Below are 25,931 nucleotides of genomic sequence, written 5' to 3' on the forward strand. Positions count from 1 at the left end.
AGTTCATATGAGCTATTACCAGCCGGGCATTCTCGCCACCCCTGTTCCGCCTCAAGCCCGCCATATGTTCTTCGCCCTCGAATCCGCCGAAGCCTTGCCCGTCGCGCTCGACAACTTGATGCAACTGGTGGACGGGAAATCGGCTGTTGTCGGCTTTGGCGAATCGCTGGTCAAGGCGTTGCATGCTCAGATCGATGGCCTGCGTGCCTTTCCGGCATTGACCGGTGTGGGCGTCGACAACCCGTCGACGCAACACGCACTCTGGTGCTGGCTGCACGGCATCGACCGCGGTGAATTGCTCAATCGCAGCCAGGCCATCGAAGCTGCGCTGGCGCCGGCCCTGCGCCTGGTGCAGATGAACGAAACCTTCCGCCACATGACCGGCCACGACCTGACCGGCTACGAAGACGGCACCGAAAACCCGCACGACGAAGCCGCCGTCGCCGCCGCACTGTTGAGCGAAGGCGCGGATGGCCTGGTCGGTGGCAGCTTTGCCGCGATCCAGCAGTGGCAGCATGACCTCAAGGGCTTCCACGCGCTGCCGCCCCATGAAAAAGACAACATCATGGGCCGTCGTTTGAGCGACAACGAAGAACTCGACGACGCGCCAGTCTCGGCCCACGTCAAGCGCACCGCCCAGGAAAGCTTCGCCCCCGAGGCGTTCGTGGTCCGTCGCTCGATGCCGTGGATCGAAGGGGATCGCGCCGGCCTGATGTTCCTCGCGTTCGGTTTTTCCCTCGACGCTTTCGAAGCGCAACTGCGGCGCATGAGTGGTCTGGAAGACGGCATCACCGACGGTTTGTACCGCATCAGCCGCCCGATCACCGGCGGCTACTACTGGTGCCCGCCGCTCAAGGACGGTCGCCTGGACCTGCGCGCCTTGCGCATCGGCTAACCCACAGGAGTTGAACATGGACGTGGTGCGGTGGGGCATGATCGGTTGTGGCAGCGTTGCCGAGCGCAAGAGCGGGCCAGCCTTTTACAAGGCGCCCGGTTCGGCACTGGTGGCGGTGATGGGGCGGCGTCTGGAGGCCGTGACGGATTACGCCACGCGCCATGGCATCGCCCGGGTGTACACCGACGCGCAAGCACTGATCAATGACCCCGAGGTGGACGCGGTGTACATCGCCACACCGCCCGACAGTCACCACGCCTACAGCCTGATGGTCGCCGCCGCCGGCAAACATTGCTGCGTCGAAAAACCGATGTCGCTGAATGCCGGGCAAAGCCGCGAGATGCGGCAGGTCTTTGCCGACGCCGGATTGCACCTGTTCGTTTCCTACTACCGACGTTCGCTGCCGCGCTTCCAGCAAGTGCGGCAGTGGCTGGAAGCCGGGCGGATCGGCGAGGTCCGGCACCTGACCTGGACCCTCACCAAGGCCCCGTCGCCCGTCGATCTGGGTGGCGCGCACAACTGGCGCACGGACCCGGACATTGCCGGCGGCGGTTACTTCGCCGACCTCGCCAGCCACGGGTTGGACCTGTTCCAGTACCTGCTCGGCGATATCACCGACGTCGCCGGTTTCACCGCGCGACAGGCCGGGCTGTATGCCGCCGAAGATGCGGTCAGTGCTACGTGGCGGTTTGCTTCGGGGGCGACCGGCATGGGCTGCTGGAATTTCGTGGCGGATCGCCGCGAGGATCGGGTCGAGGTGATTGGCAGCCAAGGCCGGATCAGCTTTTCGGTGTTCGATGAACACCCGGTGCAGCTTCAGGCGGATGAACAGCTCAGCCTGCACATCGACCATCACGAGCACATCCAGTGGCATCACGTGCTGGGCATGAATGCACACATTCGCGGTCAAACGCAGCACCCGGCGGTGGCCGCGGAAGCGTTGAAAACCGACTGGGTGATGGACCAGATCCTCAAGCGCCGCTAAACCATCAGATTCAACTCGATCCTGTGGGAGCGAGCTTGCTCCCACAGGGAATTGGTGTGGGTCAGAATGACTTGCTGACGCTCGCCACCACGGTGGCGCTGCACAGGTCGTCGTAGCCCCAGTTGCTGGTGCATTGGCTTTTCGACAGGTCGGTGTCGATGTAGCTCAGGCCCAGCATCACACCGGCCAGTTCGTGGGTCAGTTTGACTTCCCATTCGCGGTACGAGTCTTCGGCATGGCCCGAGCTCGAGTACAGGTGCGGGTCCTTGAAGTCCATGTTGCCGTAGCGCAGTTTCAGGCCGGTGTCATACGGCAATTGGGTTTCGTAACCGACATAGCTGTACAGCGAGTTCTGCTTGCTGTCGATGCCCGGTGCATCGTCGGAGTAATAGGCGCCGAGCTTCACCCCGTAGACGCTGAGAATGCCGTAGACCTCGCTCTGGTTGAACTGGCTTTCTTTCGGGTAAGTGTATTTGAGGTAACCGATGTCGAGGTTGACGTCCTCGGTCGCTTCCCAGAGCCAGCCGCCGTAGTAGTCGACTTCCTGACGGGTCTTCAGGCCGCCGCCGAAGTCGACGTTTGAACTCCAGGCACCCACGTACAACCCCGTGCTGTGAGCCAGGGTCACACCGGCCTGCACGGCGGGGTCATTGAGTGTTTGCGAAATACCACGGGTGCGGTAGTCGCTCGCCAGGGTCAGGTCCACCAATACGGAGAAGTCGTCATTCAAGACGATGGCCTGGCTGCTCAACGGCAGCAGACTCAAGGAACCAAGGGCGAGCAGGGTGAAAGCTTTCATGAATGCAGTCCCGATATTGTGATTGTTATGGGCAGTTTTTTTGGGCAAAGCTGCGCCGAACCCCGGTCTTGAACACGGGATCGGGCAGCGGGTTACAGCGGGTTTTTATTAGAGGGTCGGTGCGTAGACTTCGCGCCCGGCAAACCAGGTTTGCAGCACTTTTGTGTCGCTCAGGGCCTTGTTGTCGACGGTGAAGACATCACGGTCGAGCACGATGAAGTCCGCTTGCTTGCCAGGAACCAGCGAACCGATCTGCTTCTCCAGACCGATGGTTCGCGCGGCATTCGCGGTGTAGGCGTAGAACATCGTTTCCCGATCCACGGCTTCTTTGATGTTCAGCACGCCCATCGGGCCGACACGGGTGATGGCCTGGGCCATGGCATTCCACGGATTGGGCGACGACACCGGCCAGTCACTGGCCCCCGCGATGGTCGCGCCTTGCTTGAGCAGCGAATGCGCCGGGTATTGATAGCGGAAGGCGAGGGCGCTGACGTAAGGCTTGATCATGTCCGTGGTGTAGTCGTCGGCCGAGGCCCACAGCAGTTGCATCGAGGCGATGACGTTCAGCGGTTTGAACCGCGCAAATTCTTTCGGGTTGACGATTTGCAGGTGGGTGATCGAGTGCGTCACGCCGCTCTGGCGATCCTTGCGCGCCTGTTCGATGCCATTCAGCGACTCCCGCACCGCGCGGTCGCCGATGGCGTGGATGTGCACCAGCCAGCCGCGCTGGTCGATGGCGCTGACCAGTTCGCCGAAATGCTTCGGATCGATCAGCAATTCGCCCTGTTTGTGCGAGTTGTTGTAAGGGTCGATCATCGCCGCGCTCTGGGCCGGGAATTCGATCACGCCGTCGGCGAAGATCTTGACGCCGGGCAGGGTCAGGTTGGGGATGCCCTGAAATTGCTGGCGAACCTTGTCCAGCGTCTCGAGATCGGCCGGTAGGCTTTTCGGGTTGGCCACCAGCAGGGCGGCGACGTGGACGCTCATGTTGCCGGTTTCGGCCAGGGCTTTATAGGCCGGCAGCACGCCGACGGTTTTTTCCGTGGGCTTGAGCGCGAACAGCGGTTCACCTGGGGCGGCGTTGGCGGCGGGGTCCATCCACGCCGTGATACCGAAGCTGTTGTTGTAGCGCACGGCCGATTGGGCGGCCTTGAGCATGTCGGCGGTGCTCGGCACGGGTATTTTCGAGGACACCCGGTCCCAACCGGCGTCCACCAGGAAACCGTTGGGGGTGCCGTCGGCACGTTGGCCGATGGTGTCCGCTTCGGCGGCGGGCAATGACTTGAGCAGCGCGGCATCAATCCCGGCGCGCTTGAGCATGAAATCGTTGGCCCAGGCCGTGTGGTGGTCGCTGCCGGTGAACACCACGGGCACGTTGGCCCATTCACCGTTGTTGAATATTTTGCCCAGTGCTTCGGCCTTGGCCCAATACACCGAACTCATGCCGGCGATGGTCAACACATCGCCGTGTTTGGCCTTGCCGTCGTCACGCCAGCCGCGCAGGCGTTTTTCCAGTTCGTCGAGCTCGACCACCTCGTCTTCCATGTTGGCCGAGACCATTTCCAGACCACCGAAAATCGCGTGGGAATGGGTGTCGATCAGGCCTGGCATCAAGGTTTTACCGCCGAGGTCGACCACTTTGGTGTCGGGCGTGATCAAGGCTTTGATCTGCGCATCGCTGCCGACTTGCAGCACCTTGCCATCCTGTACCGCCAGCGCCTGTGCCTTCGGTTGGGCACGGTCGGCGGTGAAAATCTTGCCATTGATCAGCACCAGGTCGGTGGCTGCCATGGCTTCCATCGAGGCAAAACTAACAGCGGCCATCAAGAGATTCGGGATGAATCTTTTCATTGAATGTTTCCTTGTTATTGCGTCTGATGGCCAGATTAGTGGCTGCTGGTGCGCAGCAGAACGCCTTCCTTACGAAAAACGTTTTTGCCGGAATGGAAAAAGTATGGACAAGTTGGGTGCGTTGAAAATGTTCGTGGTCACGGCGCAACTGGGCAGCTTCAGCCGCGCCGCCGAGCAGTTGGGCAAGACCCCGTCGGCCCTGACCAAAGCGGTCAACCACCTGGAAGCCGAGCTTGGGGCGCGCCTGTTCGAGCGCAGTACCCGGCGGATTCTGCTGACCGAATCCGGGCGGCTCTATCTGGAAACCGCGCGCCAGGTATTGCAGCGGCTGGAGGAGGCCGGCGAGGAAATCGAACAGCTGCAGCATGGCCTGCGCGGCAACCTGAAAATCACCGCGCCATTGGCCTATGGGCAGGCGTTTCTCGATCAGGTGTGTGGTGGCTTTCTCGAGCAATACCCGCAGATCAATTTGCAGGTGGACCTGTGCGATGAGTTCGTCAATCTGCTGGAAAGCGGCTACGACCTGGCTCTGCGCGAAGGTCACGATGACTTGCCGGGGCTGATCGCCCGCGTGGTCGGCAGTAATCGCCTGGCGCTGTGCGCCAGCCCGGCCTATCTGGCGCGCAAGACTTTGCCGGTCACCCCGCAGACCCTCGATGACCACGAATGGCTGCTATACCGCCATCCGCTGCTCAGCCGCGAATTCTGGTGGGTCGAGCGTGACGGGCAACGCCTGAGCCTGCCGCAGCCGCCCAATCCGCGGTTGCGCAGCGACAATTACGATCTGCTGCTGGCCAATGCGCTGGCCGGGCGCGGTTTGTTGCACACACCATTGTGGAGCGCCGCGCCGTACATCGCCGATGGCCGCTTGGTGCAGCTGATGGCCGACTACGACATCGACCCGGACAGCTTTGGCCCGCATATTCTGGCGGTGTACCCAAGCCATCGACGGGCGACCGCGAAGGTGCTGGCGTTTATCGATTACATCGCAGGGTTTCTGGCGTCCCGTGGCTTGAGCTGATTGATCCCGCTGCCCCTGTAGCAGCTGTCGAGCAGCGCGAGGCAGCGTTCGGTGCGGGCCGCGTTCGGACGCAGCCGTCGCAAACCCGGCAACCGGGTTCTATCAGGCAAACTGCAGACGCAGCCTCGCGTTGCTCGACCGCTGCTACAAGTCCTTGCCAGTAAAATGCCAAAAGAGTACAAATGTACTCCATGACGACTTTAACTCCCCGCCGTACCGCCATCCTGACCTTTATCCGCGACCGAATCGCGGAGCACGGTCAGCCCCCGAGCCTCGCTGAAATCAGCGAAGCCTTTGGTTTTGCCTCCCGCAGCGTGGCACGCAAGCATGTGCTGGCGTTGACCGAAGCCGGTTTCATCGAGGTCAACCCGCATCAGGCCCGTGGCATTCGTCTGCTTGGGCAACCGGCGCGCCCCGAGTTGCTGGACATTCCGGTGCTCGGCCGGGTCGCGGCAGGGGCGCCGATCGGGGCCGATGCCGAGGTGCACAGCCGTTTGCTGCTGGACCCGTCGATCTTCTCGCGGGTGCCGGATTACATGCTGCGGGTGCAGGGCGACTCGATGATCGGGGACGGTATCCTCGATGGCGATCTGGTGGGCGTGCGACGCAACCCGGAAGCGGTCAATGGCCAGATCGTGGTGGCGCGACTGGACGGAGAGGTCACCATCAAGCGTTTCGAGCGGGCCGGCGACACGGTTCGCTTGTTGCCGCGCAACCCGGCGTATCAACCGATCATCGTGCAGCCCGGTCAGGACCTCGCCATCGAAGGGGTGTTCTGCGGGCTGGTGAGGCAAGGGTGATGGGCGCCGTCGTTGCGCTGGATACGCTGTTCAATGGCGGCCAGGTCTGGAAGGGCCGGCCTGCGCCACCGGCCGTCAGCCCGCAACCCACCGGGCATGCCGCGCTGGATGCGGCGTTGCCCACCGGGGGCTGGCCGGAAGCGGCGCTGACCGAAATTCTCCTCGCCGGGCAGGGCGTCGGCGAGTTGCAACTGGTGTGGCCGGCGCTGGCGCGGTTGTCGGCGGCGGGCGAGCGCATCGTGCTGGTGGCGCCCCCTTACGTGCCGTATCCCCTGGCGTGGCAAAACGCCGGGGTCGATCTGCGCCAGTTGTCGATCATTCAGGCCCGCGAGCGGGATGCCTTGTGGGCTGCGGAACAATGCCTGCGCTCGGGCAGTTGCGGCGCCGTGCTGTGCTGGCCGCACAAGGCCGATGACCGGGCGTTGCGCCGCTTGCAGGTGGCGGCGGAAACCGGTTCGACCCTGGCGTTCGCCTACCGCTCGATCCATGAAGCCGTCAATCCTTCGCCCGCCGCCCTGCGCATTGCCATCGACGCCAGGCCCGCGCAATTGCGCGTGCTCAAGTGCCGGGGCGGCCTTGCGCGTTCGACGCCGATTGCCTTCCCCGTGGGGCATTGAGGTTGCCATGCGCTGGGTTTGTATTCTTTTCCCGCAATTGGCGCTGGACGCGGTCCTGCGTCAGCGCCCCGATCCCGATGAGCCGCTGGCGCTGCTGACCGGCCCGGCGCAGCGCCGGGTGTTGCAGGCGGTCAATGCGTCGGCGCGGGCGCTGGGCTTGCGTCCGGGGCAGTCGATGACCGCCGCCCAGGCCTTGAGCAAAGGCTTTGCCACGGCGGAATACGACGCCGCCGAGATCGAACACTGGCAACAGTTCCTGGCCGCGTGGGCCTATCGCTTCAGCTCTCAGGTCAGCGTGCATTACCCGCGTGCCGTGGTGTTTGAAATCGAGTCCAGTCTGGGCTTGTTCGGGCCGTGGCCAACCTTCGAGGCACGGTTGCGTGCCGAGCTCGGCGAGCTGGGTTTTCGCCATCGGATCGTTGCGGCGCCCAACCCGGTGGCCGCGCGGGTGTTGACCAACGTCTATGACGGGCTGGTGGTGCCGGACAGCGACGCCTTGCATTACCATCTCGGGCAGTTGCCCGTCGACCGTATCGCGTTGGAGCCCAGCGTTGCCTCGGCGTTGTCGCGCATGGGCTTGCGCACCTTGAGTCAGGTCCAGGCGCTGCCACGACAGAGCCTGGCCCGACGTTTCGAAGCCCAGGTGCTCAAGCACCTGGACGCGTTGACGGGGGCGCGCCGACTGGCCCTGGCGTTCTACCTGCCGCCGGACCGTTTCGACGTGCGCATCGAGCTCAATTTCGACGTGCAGTCCCATCAGGCGCTGCTGTTTCCGCTGCGCCGCCTGACCGGCGACCTGTCGGCCTTTCTCTGCGGTCGGGACAGCGGCGTGCAGCGTTTCGACCTGCACCTGGAACACGCCGGCCTGCCGGACTCGGTGATCAAGGTCGGCCTGCTCAGCGCCGAGCGCGATCCGGCGATGCTCTTCGAACTGGCGCGAGGGCGACTGGAACAGGTACAGGTCGAAGCCCCGGTGCGCGGTTTTCGGCTGCGTGCCGAAGACTTGCCGACCTTCGTCCCGCAGTATCAGGAACTGTTCGACGACCGCCCGCAGCAATCCTTGCCCTGGGAGCAACTGCGCGAACGCTTGCGCGCGCGACTCGGCGATGAGGCGGTGCACGGCTTGCGCTTCCAGGCCGATCACCGCCCGGAGTGCGCATGGCAGGCGCGGGTCGACAGTCAACTGTGCGCGGGGTTGCCGGGTGTGCAGCGTCCGGGCTGGTTGCTGACGCAACCGCAGGCGATCCACGAAAGCTCGACACGCATCCTCATGGGCCCGGAGCGCATCGAATCCGGCTGGTGGGACGGCGCCGATGTGCGCCGGGATTACTACCTGGTCGAAACCCGCTCTGGCCAACAGGGCTGGGCGTATCGGGCGGTGGGTGAGGGCGGTCCGCTGTGGCTGCAAGGCTGGTTCGCATGAACATCGACTACGCCGAGTTGCACTGCCTGTCGAACTTCAGCTTCCAGCGCGGAGCCTCCAGCGCCCTGGAACTCTTTCAACGGGCGAAAAAGCACGGCTATCAGGCGCTGGCGATCACCGATGAATGCACCCTGGCCGGCATCGTCCGCGCCTGGCAAGCGGCCAAATCAGTGGAACTGCCACTGATCATCGGCAGCGAAATCCGCATCGAGAACGGCCCGAAGCTGGTGTTGCTGGTGGAGAACCTTGAGGGCTACCAGACCCTGTGCCGGCTGATCACCCGCGCGCGACGCCGCACGCAAAAAGGCCAGTATCAGGTGTTGCGCGAGGACTTCAGCGAGCCGATGCCGGGGCTGTTGGCGTTGTGGGTGCCGGACACGGTCGATGACGTCGAACAGGGCCACTGGTTGCAACAGACCTTTGCCGAACGCCTGTGGCTGAGCGTCCAGTTGCATTGTGGCCAGGACGATACCCGGCGCCTGGCGGCGCTGCTGACCCTGGCCCGGGAACTGCGTATTCCCGCCGTGGCCAGCGGCGATGTGCACATGCACACCCGCGGCCGGCGCGCCTTGCAGGACACCATGACCGCGATCCGTCATCACCTGCCGGTGGCCGAAGCCGGGCTGCGCCTTCATCCCAATGGCGAGCGGCATGTGCGCAGCCTGGAGGTTTTGCAATCGATCTATCCGCCAGCCTTGCTCGATGAAACGTTGGTCATTGCCCGGCGCTGCACCTTCGACCTCGGCCAGTTGCGTTATCAGTACCCACGGGAATTGGTGCCGCAAGGTCAGACCGCCACGTCCTGGCTACGTCATTTAACGGATGAGGGCATTGCATGGCGCTGGCCCAAAGGCCCGAAAACGGCGGTGCTGGCGCAGATCGACAAAGAGCTCGAGCTGATCGCCGAACTGGGCTACGAAAGCTATTTCCTGACGGTGCACGACATTGTGCGGTTCGCCCGCGACCAGCACATTCTGTGTCAGGGACGAGGTTCTGCGGCCAACTCGGCGGTGTGTTTTGCCTTGGGCATCACGGAAATCGACCCGGATCGCACCACGTTGCTGTTCGAACGGTTTCTCTCCAAGGAGCGCAACGAGCCGCCGGACATCGACGTCGATTTCGAACACGAGCGTCGCGAAGAGGTCCTGCAGTACGTGTTTCAGCGTTATGGCCGGACCCGCGCGGCATTGACGGCGGTGGTCAGCACTTATCACGCGGCCGGCGCGGTGCGTGACGTGGCCAAGGCGCTGGGTTTGCCGCCGGACCAGATCAATGCGCTGGCCGATTGCTGCGGCCACTGGAGTGATACCGCGCCGCCCGTGGAACGGCTGCTGGAAGGCGGCTTCGACCCCGAAAGCCCGGTGCTGCGCCGGGTCTTGAGCCTGACCCAACAGTTGATCGGCTTCCCTCGACACTTGTCGCAGCACCCCGGTGGCTTCGTGATTTCCGAGCAACCGCTGGACAGCCTGGTGCCGGTGGAAAACGCCGCCATGGCCGAGCGCACGATCATTCAGTGGGACAAGGACGACCTCGACGCGGTCGGTCTGCTCAAAGTCGATATTCTGGCCTTGGGCATGCTTAGCGCCATCCGCCGCTGTTTTGATCTGCTGCGTCGCCACCGCAACCTTGACCTGAGTCTGGCGACGATCCCGTCCGAAGATTCGGCCACCTACGACATGATTGGCCATGCCGACACCATCGGCGTGTTCCAGATCGAGTCCCGGGCACAGATGTCGATGCTGCCCAGGCTCAAGCCGCGCAAGTTCTATGACCTGGTGATCGAGGTGGCCATCGTCCGTCCGGGCCCGATTCAGGGGGGGATGGTCCATCCGTACCTGCGCCGTCGCAACAAGGAAGAGCCGGAAACCTATCCCTCGCCGGAACTTGAAGCGGTGCTCAAGCGCACCTTGGGCGTGCCGCTGTTCCAGGAGCAGGTCATGCAGATCGCCATCGTCGCCGCCGACTACAGCCCCGGCGAGGCCGATCAGTTGCGGCGTTCCATGGCGGCCTGGAAACGCCACGGCGGGCTGGAACCGCACAAGGATCGGCTGGCCGCCGGGATGAAGAAAAACGGCTACACGGCCGAGTTTGCCGCGCAGATCTTCGAGCAGATCAAAGGCTTCGGCAGCTACGGTTTCCCCGAATCCCACGCTGCCAGTTTCGCTTTGCTGACCTACGCCAGTTGCTGGCTGAAATGCCACGAGCCGGCGGCTTTTGCCTGTGCGCTGATCAACAGCTGGCCGATGGGGTTCTACAGCCCGGACCAGATTCTCCAGGACGCGCGCCGGCATCATTTGCAGATTCGCCCGGTGGACGTGCGCGCCAGTGACTGGGATTGCAGCCTGGAACCGATAACCGTCGGGCAACCGGCGATTCGCCTGGGGTTGCGGATGATCAAGGGCTTTCGCGAAGACGATGCCCGGCGCATCGAAGCGGCGCGCGCGCGCGGGGTGTTTGTCGACATCGCCGACCTCGGCGAGCGTGCGCGACTGGATGCCCGCGCCCAGGAGCAACTGGCCGATGCCGGTGCGTTACGCGGGTTGGCCGGCGACCGGCATCGGGCCCGCTGGGAGGTGGCGGGGGTGCAAAAGCAACTCGGTTTGTTCGTCGGCCTGCCGAGTCAGGAAGAGGATGCCGTGGCGTTGCCCAAACCCACCGTCGGCGAAGACCTGCAAGCCGATTACGCCTGTGTTGGCACCACCCTCGGCCCGCATCCGCTGGCGTTGTTGCGCGGTGAACTGAAAGCCCGGCGCTGCCGCAGTTCGCAAGAACTGATGACGGTCGAACACGGGCGACCGGTCAGTGTCGCCGGGCTGGTGACGGGGCGACAGCGACCGGGCACCGCCAGTGGCGTGACCTTCGTGACCCTGGAAGACGAGTTTGGCAACGTCAACGTGGTGGTCTGGCGCGACCTGGCTGAGCGGCAACGCCAGGTCCTGGTCGGCTCGCAATTGCTCAAGGTCGATGGTCGCTGGGAAAAGGAAGGTGAGGTTCGCCACCTGATTGCCGGACGCTTGAGCGACCTGAGCTCATTGCTCGACGGCATCAGCGTGCGCAGCCGGGATTTCCGCTGAATACGGAAACGTGGCTCCCACAGTGAAAAGGGGGGGGCGCAGAAGACCCGAAGAATCAGCTAACCTCTATGAAACCATTTGACGTCGGCGATGCTCGAAACAAACGGGCCGCGCCGTCTTCACACTGTCGCGATCCCTTGAGCCAGTTCATCTACAGGGACTAAGAGCCAGTCAATGCAGTTTCTAGACGAAAGCCACGGGTGTGCCGGCTGGAACGGCGAAATGGCCGGGCGCATTCGTGCGTTCGACTGGGGCCAGACCGAGCTGGGCAGCCTCGACACCTGGCCTGCGAGTCTATGTAGCACTGTGCAATTGATGCTGGCCTCGCCACTGCCGCTGGTGATGCTGTGGGGCCGCGCCGGTTACATGATCTACAACGACGCCTACTCCGAATTCGCCGGTGGCCGCCACCCATACCTGTTGGGCTCCCCGGTGGAACTGGGTTGGCCGGAAGTGGCCGAATTCAATCGGAACGTGGTCGACACCTGCCTGGCGGGCGGCACCTTGTCCTACCACAATAAAAAACTGGTGCTGCTGCGCGACGGCATTCCCGAAGACGTCTGGCTCGATCTTTATTACAGCCCGGTGGCCAATGATGAAGGCAAGCCTGCCGGGGTCATGGCGATAGTGGTCGAGACGACCGAGCATGTGATTTCCGAACGCCGCCGCCAGGCCGCCGAAGACGCCTACCGCGCCGACAATGAGCGGGTTCGCCTGGCCCTCAATGCCGGTGCCTTGCTCGGCTCGTTCGTCTGGGACATCAAGGCCAATCGGCTCTCTGGCGACGAGCGTTTCGCCCGGACCTTCTCCTATCCCGCCGATCAGGACCTGACCAACCTGCCGACGGAGGTCGCCGAAGCGAAGATCCATCCCGACGACCTCAGTTGGGTACAGGAACAAGTCAATCAATCGGTCGAAACCGGCGAGCCATTTAATGCCGAGTATCGCGTCCTGCGCCCGGACGACACTTACTTGTGGGTGCAGGCGAGCGGCTGTTGCGAGTTCAATGAACAGGGCGAGCCGTTCCGCTTTCCTGGCGTATTGATCGACATCCATGAACGCAAGTCCGCCGAAGAGTCCTTGCTCAGGTTCACCCGCAACCTGGAACAGCGCGTCGCTGACGAAGTGGACGCGAGGCTGGCCGCCGAAGAACAACTGCGCCAATCGCAGAAACTTGAAGCCATCGGCGGCCTCACCGGTGGCGTGGCCCACGACTTTAATAACCTGTTGCAGGTGATCGCCGGCAACCTGCATTTGCTGGCTCGGCACGAACCGGACAACGCCAATGTGCAGCGTCGGGTCAGTGCATCCATTGCCGCGGTCGAACGTGGGGCCAAACTGTCTTCGCAATTGCTCGCGTTCGCCCGCCGCCAGCCACTGTCGCCAGCGGTGTGCATTCCACGGCAGGTCTTCGATGGTCTGGCGGAACTGCTACAAAGGGCGCTGGGGGAAACCCTGCAGATCAAAGTGAGTGCCCCGGATGATCCCTGGCATATTTTCGTGGATCGCAATCAACTGGAAAACGCCATTCTCAACCTGGCGATCAATGCCCGTGATGCCATGAAAGGAGAGGGGACCATCGGCCTGAATGCCGAGCACATCACCCTCGACCAAAAATTTTGTGCCGGCAAGGGCATCGTTGCCGGCGACTATGTGTGTGTCGCAGTCGCGGACACCGGTGTCGGCATGCCGCCGCAGGTGCTCGCGCAGGCCTTCGAACCGTTTTTCACCACCAAGGCCGACGGCCAGGGCACCGGGTTGGGGTTGAGCATGGTGTTCGGTTTCGTCAAGCAGAGTGGTGGGCACATCGAGATTTCCAGCACTGAGGGACAAGGCACTCGGGTGCAGTTGTACTTTCCGCGAAGCCTGCGACCGGCGCCCAGTGAAATCACGCAGCATAGTCCGCAGCAGCGCGGCGGCCACGAAAGCATTCTGGTGGTCGAAGACAACGAAGCAGTCCGCGCCTCGGCGGTGGAATTGTTGCGCGAAGAAGGCTACCAGGTGCTGACAGCGGCCAACGGCGACCAGGCGATGCAAATGTTGCTGGAGGGCACGGCGGTGGATCTGATTTTCACTGACGTGGTCATGCCCGGTCTGATCAAAAGCGCGGATTTGGCCGCGTGGGCCAAAGTGCAGAATCCCCCGGTGGCGGTGTTGTTCACCTCAGGGCATACCCGTGACATTATCTCGCGCAACCATCAACTGAGCCCCGACACGCATTTGCTGAGCAAACCCTACAGGCCTGAATCACTGACCCGCATGGTTCGCACGGTGCTCAATGGCTGATACACCGCCAGTGGGAAATCAACTGAGATCAACTGTGGGAGCGAGCTTGCTCGCGATTGCGGTGTGTCATTAAACATCCATGTCGACTGACACTGCACCATCGCGAGCAAGCTCGCTCCCACAGGGGATTGGTGTTTTTTCAATATCTGATTAAGGCCACTCGATGACATCCAAGCGCACCTCCAACCCTCCCTCCGGCATGGTCAGGGTGCGTGGAGCCCGGGAACACAACCTCAAGAACATCGATGTCGACATTCCGCGCGATGCGCTGGTGGTGTTCACCGGTGTCTCCGGTTCGGGCAAGTCTTCGCTGGCGTTCTCGACCCTCTACGCCGAAGCGCAGCGCCGCTATTTTGAATCCGTGGCGCCTTATGCGCGGCGGTTGATCGACCAGGTCGGTGTACCGGACGTCGATTCCATCGAAGGCCTGCCGCCGGCCGTGGCCCTGCAACAACAACGGGGCACGCCGAGCACTCGTTCTTCGGTGGGCAGTGTGACGACCCTGTCGAGCCTGATTCGCATGCTTTACTCGCGGGCCGGCAGTTATCCGCCGGGACAGGCGATGCTGTATGCCGAAGACTTCTCGCCCAACACCCCGCAAGGCGCGTGCCCGGAGTGTCACGGGTTGGGGCGGGTTTACGACGTCACCGAAGCGCTGATGGTCCCCGACCCGAGCCTGACCATCCGCCAGCGTGCGGTCGCTTCCTGGCCCACGGCCTGGCAGGGGCAGAACCTGCGCGACATCCTCGTGACCATGGGTTACGACGTCGATATCCCGTGGCGAGATCTGCCGAAAAAGCAGCGCGACTGGATTCTCTTCACCGAAGAAACACCGACGGTGCCGGTGTATGCCGGGCTCACGCCGGAAGAAACCCGCGTTGCGCTCAAACGCAAAATGGAACCGAGTTACCAGGGCACCTTCACCGGCGCCCGACGCTACATCCTGCACACCTTCACCCACTCGCAAAGTGCGCTGATGAAGAAGCGCGTTTCGCAATTCATGCTCGGCAGCCCATGCCCGTTATGTGACGGTAAACGACTCAAGCGCGAGGCGCTGTCGGTGACATTTGCGGGGTACGACATCGGTGAGCTATCGCAGATGCCGCTGCTGCAAGTGGCCGCCGTACTGAAACCGGTGGCGGCGCACAGTTACCTGGAACAGGCCGATGAGGCGGGCGACGTGTTGACCCACCGGCAAACCCGTGAGGCTCGGGAAGCGCGGGTTGCTCACGGTGCCAGCGGGCATGCCAACGCACCGGACGTGCGGCACACGCCGAATCTGTCGGTAGAAAAACGCCTGGCCGCGCAACGCATAGCTCAGGATCTGCTGGAGCGGGTCAGCACCCTGACGGACCTGGGGCTCGGATACCTGGCGCTGGAACGCAGCACGCCGACCTTGTCATCCGGAGAGTTGCAGCGCTTGCGGCTGGCGACGCAATTGGGCTCGCAACTGTTCGGTGTGATCTATGTGCTGGACGAGCCCTCGGCCGGCCTGCATCCGGCGGATGGCGAGGCGTTGTTTGAAGCCCTGCAACGCCTCAAAGCCGCCGGCAATACGCTGTTTGTGGTTGAGCATGATCTGGAAACCATGCGCCGCGCCGATTGGTTAATCGACGTCGGCCCGGCAGCGGGCGAGAACGGCGGCCAGATCCTCTACAGCGGCCCGCCGCCCGGGTTGGCCGCGGTGACGAACTCACAGACCCGTGCCTACCTGTTTGCTGAACAGGTCGCCGAGCCCCGTGCCAGCCGTAAGGCAACGGACTGGCTAAGACTGGAGGGCATCACCCGCAACAACCTGAACCACCTCAGCGTCGAGTTTCCGCTGGGTTGTTTTAGCGCCGTGACGGGCGTGTCCGGTTCCGGTAAATCGAGCCTGGTCAGTCAGGCTTTGTTGGAATTGGTCGGCGCGCATTTAGGACGGACCGCCAGCGACAACGAAGCCGAAGCGTTGAGCCTGGAGGACGATGCGCCGCAGGTCAGCGGTGGTCAGGTCACGGCCGGCCTGGCATCAATCAAGCGTCTGGTGCAGGTCGACCAGAAACCCATTGGCCGCACGCCACGCTCCAATCTGGCGACCTACACCGGGCTGTTCGATAACGTGCGCAAGCTGTATGCAGCGACGCCCGAGGCGCAGGCTGAGGGCTATGACGCCGGACAATTCTCCTTCAACGTCGCCAAGGGCCGCTGCGCGACCTGCGAAGGTGAGGGCTTTGTCAGCGTCGAATTGTTGTTCATGCCCAGCGTTTACGCGCCATGCCCGACGTGTCACGGCGCCCGCTATAACCCCGAGACACTGGCGATCACCTGGCAAGGGTTGAACATCGCGCAGGTGTTGCAGTTGACGGTGGATGAAGCGGTGGAGGTGTTCGCCGAGCAACCCGGCATTCGCCGTTCGCTGGAAGTGTTGCGGGATATCGGTTTGGGGTATTTGCGACTGGGGCAGCCGGCGACTGAATTGTCAGGCGGTGAAGCGCAGCGGATCAAACTGGCGACTGAGCTGCAGCGTAATCAGCGTGGGGCAACGTTGTATGTGCTCGATGAACCCACGACCGGTTTGCATCCACGGGACGTTGACCGGTTGCTGGAGCAGTTGAATACGCTGGTGGTCGCGGGGCACACGGTGATCGTGGTCGAGCATGAAATGCGCGTGGTGGCGCAGAGTGACTGGGTGATCGACATCGGGCCGGGGGCGGGGGATCAGGGCGGGAAGATCGTCGTGGCGGGCACACCGCAGACCGTGGCTAAAAGCAAGAAGAGCCGGACTGCGCCGTTTTTGGCTCGAGTGCTCGGTAGGGCTTGATGGGTTGATTATGCTGGCCCCATCGCGAGCAAGCTCGCTCCCACATTGGAATGTGGTTGGCTGTGGGAAGGAGCAGACTTGTAGCAGCCGGACGCAGGCGGCGCCGGCTGCTACAGGGGGACGTTGTGGCTTCTAGGTCGAGTTATTTGTCGGGGTGGGCAGCCAGGAGTTTTTTCGCCATGTCCAGGTGTTTTTCCAGGGCCGGCAGCATTTTTTGTGCGAAGCCTTTCAGCTCGGTGGCGCCCTTGACCTTGTCGTCCGTCACGGTGTTGGCTTCTTTCTTGAACAATTCGATGGTGTCTTCGTGGGCCTTCACCTGGTTGTTTGCGTACGCCGCGTCGAAGGATTCATCGCGCATGTCGAGAATTTTCTCCTTGGCCTGTTTGACCAGCGTCGTCGAGTCCGGCACCTCGATGTCATGCTTTTTCGCCAGGGCCGCCAGTTCATCGTTGGCCTTGGAATGATCGGTGATCATCATGTTGGCGAACGCCTTGACGTCGGCCGAAGCGCTTTTTTCCAGCGCCAGGCGACTGGTTTCGATCTCGGCAATGCCGCCAGCGGCTGCTTTGTCGACGAAATCATTGGAGGTGGCGGCAAATGCCGTGCCCATGCTGCTGCTCAAGGCGACGGCCAGGGCGAGGTGGCGCAGGGTGAATCCGTCCATTGGTCATTCTCCACACAGGTTTGGGTAGGCGATCCGGTGGATCGTTACTCTGTGGAGGCTGGTGTCCGGGGAAAGGTTTTATCGCATTTGCGACAGGACGACGAACGGACACCGCTGGTCTGACAGGTGGTCGACAGAACGCGTAAACCAAGGCCATTCTGATAGTTGGTGAACGCAATCGATCGCGTTTGCTACCGATCATCAAACGGAGGTGTTCCATGCCGGTGAACCACGACCTGTATCAGGACTTGAAGGTTTCAAAGGAAGAGATCCAGCAAAGACGCACCAAGGATCCGTTACTGGATTCGCTGATCAACAAATATTCCCAGGCGGACGCTGAAGTGGTGAAGGCCGAGACCGCGAAATCCGATGCGCCCAGTGATGACCAGTTGAAGAAGCTCAAGGAACATCGCTTGTTGGTCAAGGACAAGATCGTCCAGCAATTGCAGGCATCGTCCTGACGCGTCGTACCGAGCCACCGACGACCGGTGACTGAGAAGTGGAACGGCGTCAAAACCGGCACCTCGAATGTCATGAGTCATCGTTAACGACTCACTGAGAGGTGCCTTATGTCCAATCCCAGATTTCCGAGTGAAGAGCAGGGCGGGTACGACCCGATCCCGACTCATCCCGAGCCGTTGAGCCCGAACCACATCACCACCCATCCCGATAGCGAGGATGACGACCCGTTGCGCGAGCAAGAAGAAACCGCTGACGCCCCGGATCCCGAATAACCCACACAAAAAACCTGTGGCTCACACAAATCCCTGTGGGAGCCGGGCTTGCCCGCGATGGCGGCGGCACTGGTGACATGGATGTATCAGACAGACCGCCTTCGCGGGCAAGCCCAGCTCCTACCGTTTGATCGTTGTTATTGCTGGAGAGCGGTGGCGAGTGGCAAGCGCGCCATGTTTTTCGCCTTCAACGACCCGAAATACAGCCAGTCCCCATACTCGCGCACCGTTGTGATCGGTGAATAATTACCGCTGGTGCCATCCTGCAGATTGGCAATCACCTTGCCGTCCACATCCAGCCCGAGGGCAAAAGCCCGGTTTTCCACCGGTTTAGGCAGCACCGTCAGCGCTCGGACAATCATTTTGCGCACGAACGGGTGCGGCGCCGTACGGTCCAGCAGCGCGTTGCGCGGTGAGTAGAGCGCAACCCAGAACCGGTCGCGGCCGTTGAACGAGAGGTTGTCCGGCAGCCCGGGCAAGTTGTCGATAAACAGGTCGTGCGTGCCGGCTTTAGGCCCAGTCAGCCAGAAGCGGCTGATGCGGTAGGCGCCGGTTTCGTTGACCAGCACAAAGGCGTCGTCCGGCCCCAGCGTCACACCGTTGGCAAATTCGAGCTTGTCCAGCAACACATCGGTCTTGCCGGTCTGGAAGTCATACCGCAATAAACGGCCATCGCCCCCATGCTCGATGATCGCCTCGCCATCCTTGCCGTAGCCCCAACGGCTGGAGGCGTCGCTGAAATAGGCGAAATGCCCGGGTTTGTCGATCGCCACGTCATCGGTAAAGCCAAAAGGCACGCCGCCCGCCGTAGTGCTCAACGGGATTAATCGGCCTTGGGCATCCAGCGAAAGCAGCCCTTTAACGCCGTCCGCGACAACCAGCAAACCATTGGGATGGCGCGCCAGCCCCAACGGTCTGCCGCCAGTATCGGCCAGCACTTTGGTTTGTTTGCCGTCGAGGCTCGTGCGAATCAATCGGCCGTCATGCAGGCCGGTGATCAGCATGTCGTTCTCCAGCAGCAGTGCTTCCGGTCCTTCGATGTCAGCCGGGCCGACACGCTCCACGCCTTTAAGGCGTTCATTGTCGGCGTAGTCGCCGCTGGTGAGGGAGGGCGCCGGCGGCGGGTTCCAGGCCACCGGGCGGACTTTGGTCGGGAACAGCAACAGAAAGGCGCACAGGGCAATCAAGAGCAGTAACACCAGATGCCGGAACTTAATGAGTCTTCTCACACATGGGCTCCGGTGGGTGTCAGTTGTTTTTGCGCCATCTCGCGCAAGGCCAGCATCGACTCGGCGGATTCACGCTCGATGCGCCGCTTGAGCAACAGTTGATTGGCAATGCGCATTGCCACGCCTGCGAACTGGTACTCCAGCGTACGGATAAACTGCGTGCCGTCACCTTCGGCGGTGCATTCGTACGTCACCACCAGCGACAATCCGTGATCGCCCCGCGCCCAGGCACTCCAACGGCGCCCCGGCAGGTATTCATTGACCTCCCAGCTCAGGTGCCCGTCGCGCCCGCCGGCCCGGATATCCTCCTCGAACCGTGAGCCGGCGTGCAGCGGCCCGGCCTGACCGTCGACCTTGAGGGACGACGGATGCCACTCCGGCCAACGGGTGACGGTACTGGCGTAAGCGAGCACGTCAATCGGGTTTCCGGCGATAACGATCTGGTGCTGCATGCGGGTCATGGGCGTTCTCGTCAAGGGGAGGGGGTCATGATCCGGTTCCCAGTAAAGGGTGCCGAACAGGTAATCCATCAGTGGAAACACGATGTTGAAGTTGCGCTCCTGCATCAGTTCGCGGCGGTGATGCAGTTCATGCAGACGGCGCATCTGGCGAATCCACGGCAGACGCGTGACCGGGTTGCCGGGCGGCAGGTGTTCGCAGGCATGAAACACTTCATAGGTCAGGTAACCGAGCACCAGACAGCCGCCAAACAAGCCGGCGACGTTGGTATCGAAGCGACCCAGCAGCCACCACAGCGGCAGGGTAATGACGACGGTATGGACCACGATCAGCCAGGCTGGAAACAGAATTACCCGCCAGTCCCGGGCGCTGTCGTAAGTCATGTGGCCGGGGGCGAAAAAGCTGTGATGGTCGCCCGCATGACGGGCGTAGAACATCCGCGCGAAGCGCTTTTTGTGATGCCCCAGGTCTCGATGAACCTTGTATACACCGAAGTTGAAGAACAACAGCGTGACCGGCACCGCCAGCCATTCCAGCGGGGTGACCTGATGCACGGTGCTCCAGAATCCGCCGATGGCCAACACCCCGAAAATGAGCACAAACGCACCGTGCAGCCATGGGTTATAGAGGGGATGTATGTCGGCGCGATAGCGGCTACGGAATGCCTGGGTGGTCTGCCTCACTGCGGTCACCTCTGCTTGTAGTTATAACCAGCAGATTAGCTGATCTCCCCGCAAAGGCTGGCGCTACTTAGAGGACACAAACGCCATGATCCGGTGCGCTCAGGTCAGTGGATTCCAGCGCTGCGACCAGTCTTCATCGGACTGGATCACTTCACGCAGCAAATCGAAGGCCCGTTGCAGGGTCGCCGAGTCGCGATCGCGCGAATACACCAGGTAAGTCGGGTAACTGAATTCCGGGGCCTTGGGCACGGCTTCCAGGACGCCGTTTTCCAGGTAACTGCGGACCACACGCGTACGGAAGTAGCCGCTGCCGCCGTTTTCGAGGATGTACTGCAACCCGAGCGGGCCGAGGTTGAAGCTCAACGGGGCTTTGGCTTTTTCCGGCAGGGCTGCATCGTGCTGGCGGCGGAAGTCCGGGCCCCAGTCGATGTACACGTATGGATCGGGTTTGCCGGGCAACCGCACCAACACCAGTTTTTCTTCCAGTACCTGCTCGACTTGCAGGCGTGGCCAATACTCCGGCTGATAGACCAGCGCGGCATCAAGTACGCCCAGCTCCAGTTGCCGCAGGAGGTTTTCGCCGTCGCGGATTTCCATGCGCAGGGCGTGGCTGGGAATCTTCTCGCGCAGTTCGCCGGCCCAACTGAGCATCAACGGATTGCACAGGCTGACCTCGCCACCGATGTGCAGCACATCGCGGTAACCTTCTGGCAGCGGCAAATCCCGACGCGCCGCTTCCCAGGTCTCGACCAGTTGGTTGGCGTACACCACAAAGGCCTCGCCATTGGGCGTCAGGCGGGCGCCGGCACGGTTGCGCACGAACAGCGTGCTGCCGAGCTGGCTTTCCAGTTTCTGCACGCGCGCGGTGATCGCGGTCTGGGTGACATGGAGTTTCTCGGCCGCCGCGGCAAGGCTGCCGTGACGGACGATTTCCAGAAAGGTGCGGGCGAGGTCGATGTCCATGGGGCAGCCGGTGCGGGAGGTGCTGGCATTGTAAACAGATCCTGCCAGAACCGGCTGCTACGGGATCGCGTCGACGCAGTCGGATTAGCGGTTCTTTTCAAAACGCAAAACACGAACAGCCAAACGCGCCCCAGAATCCCTGAAAGTCACTGACCGGCGCTGACGACATCCGCGCCCGCTCATGGCTGTGCGCATGCACCGCGCAGGCACCTGCGCATTGATGAACCTGCGCGGTCATCGGCGTCAGGTGTTTCCAGTGCCCCGGCACCTTGGTAACCGGCGACCATTCCGGCACCACAGGAATCGGCGGCGGCCCGAGTTTTTCGAACTCGTGGGTGGCATGCACAATCTTGCCATCGACAATGGTCAGCACCGACTCGATCCATTTGATCGCTTCATCTTCGATGTGGAAATAGTCCGCCGACAGTGCAATCAGGTCCGCGAGTTGCCCGACTTTGATTTGACCCTTTTTGCCTTGTTCCGAGGAAAACCAGGCACTGCCGTGGGTGAACAGCTCCAGCGCCGTGTCGCGGCTCAGGCCTTGCGGGTACAGTTCCAGGCCGCCGACGGTGCGGCCGCTGACCAGCCAATACATCGACGTCCAGGGGTTGTAGCTGGAAACACGCGTGGCATCGGTGCCGGCGCCGACCGGAAGGCCTTCGGCGAGCATGCGTGCGATGGGCGGGGTGTGCTCGGCCGCCTTGGCACCGTAACGGTCGACGAAATACTCGCCTTGAAACGCCATCCGGTCCTGAATCGCAATGCCACCGCCCAAGGCTTTGACCCGTTCGATGTTCTGCGGCGTGATCGTTTCGGCGTGGTCAAAAAACCACGGCAGACCGTTGAATGGAATGTCGCGGTTAACTTTCTCGAACACGTCGAGCATGCGGCTGATGGATTCGTTGTAGGTGGCGTGTAAACGAAACGGCCAGCGTTGTTCCACTAGGTGGCGCACCACGGGTTCCAGTTCTTGCTCCATGGTTTGCGGCAGGTCCGGGCGCGGCTCAAGGAAGTCTTCGAAATCCGCCGCCGAGAACACCAGCATTTCCCCGGCACCGTTGTGCCGCAGGAAATCATCGCCCTGGCCGTAGTGTGAAGTGCTGGTCCAGTTCTTGAAGTCGGTCAGTTCTTCCTTGGGTTTCTGGGTGAACAGGTTGTAGGCGATGCGCACCGTCAGTTGCTGGTCTTTGGCCAACTGCTGGATCACTTGATAGTCATCGGGATAGTTCTGATAGCCGCCGCCGGCATCGATGGCGCTGGTGATGCCGAGGCGATTGAGTTCGCGCATGAACTGGCGGGTCGAGTTGACCTGGTATTCCAGCGGCAGTTTCGGCCCCTTGGCCAGGGTCGAATACAGGATCATCGCATTGGGTCGGGCGATCAGCATGCCGGTCGGGTCGCCGTTGGCGTCGCGCTGGATTTCACCGCCCGGCGGGTTCGGCGTGTCGCGGGTGTAACCGACCACTTTCAGGGCGGCGCGATTGAGTAGGGCGCGGTCATAGAGGTGCAGGACAAACACCGGGGTGTCGGGCGCGGCTTTGTTCAGTTCATCAATCGTTGGCAGGCGTTTTTCGGCAAACTGGAACTCGTTCCACCCGCCAACCACCCGTACCCATTGCGGCGTGGGTGTGCGATCGGCCTGATCCTTGAGCATGCGCAAGGCATCGACCAGCGACGGCACGCCTTCCCAACGCAGTTCGAGGTTGTAATTGAGGCCGCCACGGATCAGATGCAGGTGCGAGTCGTTGAGGCCGGGAATCACCGTGCGACCGTGCAGGTCGATGATGTGCGTCCCGGGGCCTTGCAGGGCCATGGCCTGGGCATCGCTGCCGACCACCACAAAACGTCCGTCCTTGATCGCGACCGCGCTGGCCTGCGGTTTTTTGCGATCGACGGTGTGCAGGCGTCCGTTGTACAGAATGAGGTCGGCGGGGGCATCGGGCATGGTTTTACTCCCTGCGAAGAGCGGGCTGATCCAGGCACCGACAGCACCTGCCGAAAGGCCTTGCAGTACACGTCGGCGGTTAAAACCGTCAGGTTCGTCAGGTGGGCTCATGGCCGTGCTCCGCGCAATGTGATCGGGGGGCAAACAGCCGATGTCTGACGCATACGGCCAGAAGGAATATAGACGGTGAATCCACAGGCGGTGTTTTCGGGGGGCGGAAAACGACGAATCCCGCCACAAGGGACGGGATTCGTTGATAAGCCAGACAAGGCTCCCGAGGGCCGGGAGCCGCGGTCTTAGCCAGGGAACAGCTCGGACAGTTTCATGGCCAGCATCATGTCGCCTTCAGCGCGCAGTTTGCCGCCCATGAACGCTTGCATACCGTCAGTCGAACCGTCAACGATGCCTTCCAGGGTTTCGCCGTCCATCACCAGAGTGACCTGGGCGTCCGGGTTTTCGCCTTCTTGCAGTTCGCAGGTGCTGTTTTTGATGATCAGCGAGAAGTTCTTGGTGTCGTCGATGCGGAAACCGAATACCAGGTCCAGACCGGCAGCAGCGGCTGGGTTGAACTTGGCTTTCATTGCTTGTACGGCATCAGCTACGGAGGTCATGGTTCGATCCTTTCTTGGGTAATTATTAGAGCTGGGTGATTACAGCCAGGGTCACAATAGTCCGGACTCAGCGAAACGTGATGAGTTCCGGGGCCTTCAGCAGTTGCAGGTGTGCGTGACTGTTGAAGGAAGCCAGTGCCACCTCGCGACCACGGAACTTCAAGTGGTTGAGCGAAGTGTTGACGATTTGCCAGTTCAGCTCGAATGCCTGCCGGGCAGGCATTTGAGTAATAAGGTGGAGCAGGGCAGTGATGGTGCCGCCGGAGGTAAACACGGCGATTTTCTGGGTGCTGTCGGCACTTTCCAGGATGCGCTGCAGGCCGGTTTGTACGCGTTCGACAAAGCCCAGCCAGCTTTCCAGGCCCGGCGTGTCATAAGTGCCGGCGAGCCAGCGTTCGATGATCAGGGCAAAGATGCGCTGGAACTCGGCGCGGTTTTGCGCGGCGTTGCGCAGGATGTCCAGGGCCTCGGGTTCGTCTTCCAGCATGGCCGGCAGCAACGCGCGGATGACCGCGTCGGCGTCGAACTCATTGAAGGCAGGATCGATTTCCAGGGCCGGCACCGGCAGGCCCACGGCGGCGTACTGTTCCAGCGCGCTGTTGGCAGTATGTTGCTGACGGCGCAGGTCGCCCGAGAGGCAGCGATCGAAGCTGATACCCAGCTCGGCCAGGTGTTGGCCAAGGATTTCTGCCTGGCGAATACCGGTCGGCGACAGGACGTCATAGTCGTCTGCACCAAAGGAGGCCTGGCCATGTCGAATCAAATAGATACTGCCCACGTCCGCGTCATCCCGGTACGTTGAAGGTTTGGCGAGGTTATGAGGATGGCGCTGAGCTGTCAATGAAAAAACATACGCTTGTTTGAAATGGCCGTTACAGGCCTGTTGCCAGAGGTTTCACGGCTGGCCGTCGAGCTGGCGCATGGGTATGCTGGACACATCCCGCGCGTGTTTTAAGTCGCGCATCGTCATGAAGGAGTCACTGTGGAGTTTTTCACCGAGTACGCCAGCTTTCTGGCCAAGACCGTGACACTGGTGATCGCCATTCTGGTGGTCCTGGCCAGTTTTGCGGCCTTGCGCAGCAAAGGTCGACGCAAGGCGGCCGGCCAGTTGCAAGTCAGCAAGCTCAATGATTTCTACAAAGGGCTGCGTGAACGCCTGGAGCAAACCTTGCTCGACAAGGATCAGCTCAAGGCCCTGCGCAAGTCCCAGGCCAAATCCGAGAAAAAGCAAAAGAAAACCCCTGAGGCCAGGCAACGGGTATTCGTGCTGGATTTCGACGGCGACATCAAGGCGTCTGCCACCGAGAACCTGCGCCACGAGATCACCGCGCTGCTGACGCTGGCCACGCCCAAGGATGAAGTGGTGTTGCGCCTGGAAAGCGGCGGCGGCATGGTTCACAGTTACGGCCTGGCGTCCTCGCAACTGGCGCGGATCCGCAATGCCGGCGTGCCATTGACCATCTGCATCGACAAGGTTGCGGCCAGCGGCGGCTACATGATGGCGTGCATCGGCGAGAAGATCATCAGCGCGCCGTTCGCCATCCTCGGCTCGATCGGTGTCGTGGCGCAGTTGCCCAACGTCAATCGCTTGCTGAAAAAGCACGATATCGATTTTGAAGTGCTCACCGCCGGCGAATACAAACGCACCCTGACCGTGTTTGGCGAAAACACCGAGAAGGGGCGCGAGAAATTCCAGGAAGACCTGGACATTACCCATCAGTTGTTCAAGAACTTCGTCGCGCGCTATCGCCCGCAACTGGCCATCGATGAAGTGGCCACCGGTGAGATCTGGCTCGGTGTCGCCGCCCTCGACAAACAACTGGTCGACGAACTCAAGACCAGCGATGAGTACCTCGCCGAACGGGCAAAAAATGCCGAGCTCTTTCACCTGCACTATGCCGAGCGAAAAAGCCTGCAAGAGCGTATTGGCATGGCGGCCAGCGGCTCGGTCGATCGCGTTTTGCTGACCTGGTGGAGCCGTTTGACCCAGCAACGCTTTTGGTAACCGCCAGCGCAGCTTCGCTCTAAAAAAAGCCGGGACTTAGCTCCCGGTTTTTTTTGCCTTCAGAACGGTCGCAATCCTTCCTGAAAT

At 61.8% G+C, this 25,931-nt stretch carries 21 protein-coding genes; 12 read left to right on the forward strand and 9 right to left on the reverse strand.

Annotation, left to right across the window (positions count from 1 at the left end; translation table 11 throughout):
- Nucleotides 1-7 precede the first annotated feature (7 nt).
- Both SB725_RS25840 and SB725_RS25845 read left to right on the forward strand, forming a co-directional pair.
- Nucleotides 8-895, forward strand: a complete 888-nt coding sequence (locus SB725_RS25840; protein ID WP_027923740.1) for a Dyp-type peroxidase — start codon at nucleotides 8-10, stop codon at nucleotides 893-895.
- A 16-nt stretch (nucleotides 896-911) separates the two neighbouring features.
- The gene (locus tag SB725_RS25845) at nucleotides 912-1,880 is read left to right on the forward strand and encodes a Gfo/Idh/MocA family protein (protein ID WP_027923741.1); all 969 of its coding nucleotides are present in this window, start codon (nucleotides 912-914) and stop codon (nucleotides 1,878-1,880) included.
- A 61-nt stretch (nucleotides 1,881-1,941) separates the two neighbouring features.
- On the opposite strand, the gene SB725_RS25850 is transcribed toward SB725_RS25845, so the two are convergent.
- Nucleotides 1,942-2,679, reverse strand: coding sequence for a TorF family putative porin (locus SB725_RS25850; RefSeq protein WP_027923742.1), 738 nt, complete (start codon nucleotides 2,677-2,679; stop codon nucleotides 1,942-1,944).
- A 108-nt stretch (nucleotides 2,680-2,787) separates the two neighbouring features.
- The gene (locus SB725_RS25855) at nucleotides 2,788-4,530 is read right to left on the reverse strand and encodes an amidohydrolase (RefSeq protein ID WP_027923743.1); all 1,743 of its coding nucleotides are present in this window, start codon (nucleotides 4,528-4,530) and stop codon (nucleotides 2,788-2,790) included.
- Nucleotides 4,531-4,633: 103 nt separating this feature from the next.
- On the opposite strand from SB725_RS25855, the gene SB725_RS25860 reads away from it, so the two are divergent.
- From SB725_RS25860 to SB725_RS25890, 7 genes are all read left to right on the forward strand, one after another.
- Nucleotides 4,634-5,551, forward strand: a complete 918-nt coding sequence (locus tag SB725_RS25860) for a LysR family transcriptional regulator (RefSeq protein WP_027923744.1) — start codon at nucleotides 4,634-4,636, stop codon at nucleotides 5,549-5,551.
- 182 nt (nucleotides 5,552-5,733) lie between these two features.
- Nucleotides 5,734-6,351 carry a transcriptional repressor LexA gene (lexA, locus tag SB725_RS25865; RefSeq protein ID WP_027923745.1) on the forward strand — a complete coding sequence of 206 codons (618 nt, stop codon included), beginning with the start codon at nucleotides 5,734-5,736 and terminating at the stop codon, nucleotides 6,349-6,351.
- Complete coding sequence (imuA, locus tag SB725_RS25870; RefSeq protein ID WP_027923746.1) at nucleotides 6,351-6,968, forward strand: translesion DNA synthesis-associated protein ImuA; 618 nt, start codon at nucleotides 6,351-6,353, stop codon at nucleotides 6,966-6,968. Before lexA ends, imuA begins: the two co-directional genes overlap by 1 nt.
- A 7-nt stretch (nucleotides 6,969-6,975) precedes the next feature.
- The gene (locus SB725_RS25875; RefSeq protein WP_027923747.1) at nucleotides 6,976-8,391 is read left to right on the forward strand and encodes a Y-family DNA polymerase; all 1,416 of its coding nucleotides are present in this window, start codon (nucleotides 6,976-6,978) and stop codon (nucleotides 8,389-8,391) included.
- Entirely contained in the window at nucleotides 8,388-11,465 is a 3,078-nt protein-coding gene (locus tag SB725_RS25880; protein ID WP_410922776.1) for an error-prone DNA polymerase, read from the forward strand. The genes SB725_RS25875 and SB725_RS25880 overlap by 4 nt, the downstream gene beginning before the upstream one ends.
- 174 nt (nucleotides 11,466-11,639) lie before the next feature.
- Entirely contained in the window at nucleotides 11,640-13,751 is a 2,112-nt protein-coding gene (locus SB725_RS25885; protein ID WP_410922777.1) for an ATP-binding protein, read from the forward strand.
- A gap of 163 nt (nucleotides 13,752-13,914) precedes the next feature.
- Complete coding sequence (locus tag SB725_RS25890; protein WP_027923750.1) at nucleotides 13,915-16,551, forward strand: excinuclease ABC subunit UvrA; 2,637 nt, start codon at nucleotides 13,915-13,917, stop codon at nucleotides 16,549-16,551.
- 142 nt (nucleotides 16,552-16,693) lie between these two features.
- On the opposite strand, the gene SB725_RS25895 is transcribed toward SB725_RS25890, so the two are convergent.
- On the reverse strand, nucleotides 16,694-17,215 hold the full coding sequence (locus SB725_RS25895; protein ID WP_410922778.1) for a DUF4142 domain-containing protein: 522 nt from the start codon (nucleotides 17,213-17,215) through the stop codon (nucleotides 16,694-16,696).
- A 218-nt stretch (nucleotides 17,216-17,433) separates the two neighbouring features.
- On the opposite strand from SB725_RS25895, the gene SB725_RS25900 reads away from it, so the two are divergent.
- Together SB725_RS25900 and SB725_RS25905 are read left to right on the forward strand one after the other, a co-directional pair.
- The gene (locus tag SB725_RS25900) at nucleotides 17,434-17,676 is read left to right on the forward strand and encodes a DUF465 domain-containing protein (protein ID WP_027923752.1); all 243 of its coding nucleotides are present in this window, start codon (nucleotides 17,434-17,436) and stop codon (nucleotides 17,674-17,676) included.
- A 108-nt stretch (nucleotides 17,677-17,784) separates the two neighbouring features.
- Complete coding sequence (locus tag SB725_RS25905) at nucleotides 17,785-17,949, forward strand: hypothetical protein (RefSeq protein WP_194940183.1); 165 nt, start codon at nucleotides 17,785-17,787, stop codon at nucleotides 17,947-17,949.
- 137 nt (nucleotides 17,950-18,086) lie between these two features.
- Here SB725_RS25905 and SB725_RS25910 read toward each other — a convergent pair whose 3' ends face one another.
- The 6 genes from SB725_RS25910 to SB725_RS25935 form a co-directional block, all read right to left on the reverse strand.
- Nucleotides 18,087-19,178: an SMP-30/gluconolactonase/LRE family protein gene (locus tag SB725_RS25910; RefSeq protein ID WP_059182839.1), complete on the reverse strand. Its 1,092-nt coding sequence runs from the start codon at nucleotides 19,176-19,178 to the stop codon at nucleotides 18,087-18,089.
- Complete coding sequence (locus SB725_RS25915) at nucleotides 19,175-20,320, reverse strand: sterol desaturase/SRPBCC family protein (RefSeq protein WP_410922779.1); 1,146 nt, start codon at nucleotides 20,318-20,320, stop codon at nucleotides 19,175-19,177. Before SB725_RS25915 ends, SB725_RS25910 begins: the two co-directional genes overlap by 4 nt.
- 99 nt (nucleotides 20,321-20,419) lie before the next feature.
- Nucleotides 20,420-21,283: a LysR family transcriptional regulator gene (locus SB725_RS25920; RefSeq protein WP_194940181.1), complete on the reverse strand. Its 864-nt coding sequence runs from the start codon at nucleotides 21,281-21,283 to the stop codon at nucleotides 20,420-20,422.
- Between the two features lie 97 nt (nucleotides 21,284-21,380).
- On the reverse strand, nucleotides 21,381-23,228 hold the full coding sequence (locus tag SB725_RS25925) for an amidohydrolase (protein WP_027923756.1): 1,848 nt from the start codon (nucleotides 23,226-23,228) through the stop codon (nucleotides 21,381-21,383).
- Nucleotides 23,229-23,524: 296 nt separating this feature from the next.
- Complete coding sequence (locus SB725_RS25930) at nucleotides 23,525-23,839, reverse strand: SCP2 sterol-binding domain-containing protein (protein ID WP_059182841.1); 315 nt, start codon at nucleotides 23,837-23,839, stop codon at nucleotides 23,525-23,527.
- Between the two features lie 67 nt (nucleotides 23,840-23,906).
- Nucleotides 23,907-24,617, reverse strand: coding sequence for a histidine phosphatase family protein (locus SB725_RS25935; protein WP_410922781.1), 711 nt, complete (start codon nucleotides 24,615-24,617; stop codon nucleotides 23,907-23,909).
- 204 nt (nucleotides 24,618-24,821) lie between these two features.
- Here SB725_RS25935 and sohB point away from each other — a divergent pair, with 204 nt between their 5' ends.
- Nucleotides 24,822-25,844: a protease SohB gene (gene sohB / locus SB725_RS25940; RefSeq protein ID WP_027923759.1), complete on the forward strand. Its 1,023-nt coding sequence runs from the start codon at nucleotides 24,822-24,824 to the stop codon at nucleotides 25,842-25,844.
- Nucleotides 25,845-25,931 lie beyond the last annotated feature (87 nt).

Source organism: Pseudomonas sp. SIMBA_041, assembly GCF_046535095.1.
Lineage (GTDB): Bacteria > Pseudomonadota > Gammaproteobacteria > Pseudomonadales > Pseudomonadaceae > Aquipseudomonas > Aquipseudomonas mucoides.

What these genes read in the sequence shown, in the direction of transcription:
- lexA (WP_027923745.1), top strand. Translation starts at nt 5,734, where the DNA reads ATGTACTCCATGACGACTTTAACTCCCCGCCGTACCGCCATCCTGACC.
- SB725_RS25905 (WP_194940183.1), top strand. Translation starts at nt 17,785, where the DNA reads ATGTCCAATCCCAGATTTCCGAGTGAAGAGCAGGGCGGGTACGACCCG.
- SB725_RS25900 (WP_027923752.1), top strand. Translation starts at nt 17,434, where the DNA reads ATGCCGGTGAACCACGACCTGTATCAGGACTTGAAGGTTTCAAAGGAA.
- SB725_RS25885 (WP_410922777.1), top strand. Translation starts at nt 11,640, where the DNA reads ATGCAGTTTCTAGACGAAAGCCACGGGTGTGCCGGCTGGAACGGCGAA.
- SB725_RS25895 (WP_410922778.1), bottom strand. Translation starts at nt 17,215, where the DNA reads ATGGACGGATTCACCCTGCGCCACCTCGCCCTGGCCGTCGCCTTGAGC.
- SB725_RS25880 (WP_410922776.1), top strand. Translation starts at nt 8,388, where the DNA reads ATGAACATCGACTACGCCGAGTTGCACTGCCTGTCGAACTTCAGCTTC.
- SB725_RS25920 (WP_194940181.1), bottom strand. Translation starts at nt 21,283, where the DNA reads ATGGACATCGACCTCGCCCGCACCTTTCTGGAAATCGTCCGTCACGGC.
- SB725_RS25860 (WP_027923744.1), top strand. Translation starts at nt 4,634, where the DNA reads ATGGACAAGTTGGGTGCGTTGAAAATGTTCGTGGTCACGGCGCAACTG.
- SB725_RS25890 (WP_027923750.1), top strand. Translation starts at nt 13,915, where the DNA reads ATGACATCCAAGCGCACCTCCAACCCTCCCTCCGGCATGGTCAGGGTG.
- SB725_RS25850 (WP_027923742.1), bottom strand. Translation starts at nt 2,679, where the DNA reads ATGAAAGCTTTCACCCTGCTCGCCCTTGGTTCCTTGAGTCTGCTGCCG.
- SB725_RS25925 (WP_027923756.1), bottom strand. Translation starts at nt 23,228, where the DNA reads ATGCCCGATGCCCCCGCCGACCTCATTCTGTACAACGGACGCCTGCAC.
- SB725_RS25840 (WP_027923740.1), top strand. Translation starts at nt 8, where the DNA reads ATGAGCTATTACCAGCCGGGCATTCTCGCCACCCCTGTTCCGCCTCAA.
- SB725_RS25875 (WP_027923747.1), top strand. Translation starts at nt 6,976, where the DNA reads ATGCGCTGGGTTTGTATTCTTTTCCCGCAATTGGCGCTGGACGCGGTC.
- SB725_RS25930 (WP_059182841.1), bottom strand. Translation starts at nt 23,839, where the DNA reads ATGACCTCCGTAGCTGATGCCGTACAAGCAATGAAAGCCAAGTTCAAC.
- SB725_RS25845 (WP_027923741.1), top strand. Translation starts at nt 912, where the DNA reads ATGGACGTGGTGCGGTGGGGCATGATCGGTTGTGGCAGCGTTGCCGAG.
- imuA (WP_027923746.1), top strand. Translation starts at nt 6,351, where the DNA reads ATGGGCGCCGTCGTTGCGCTGGATACGCTGTTCAATGGCGGCCAGGTC.
- SB725_RS25855 (WP_027923743.1), bottom strand. Translation starts at nt 4,530, where the DNA reads ATGAAAAGATTCATCCCGAATCTCTTGATGGCCGCTGTTAGTTTTGCC.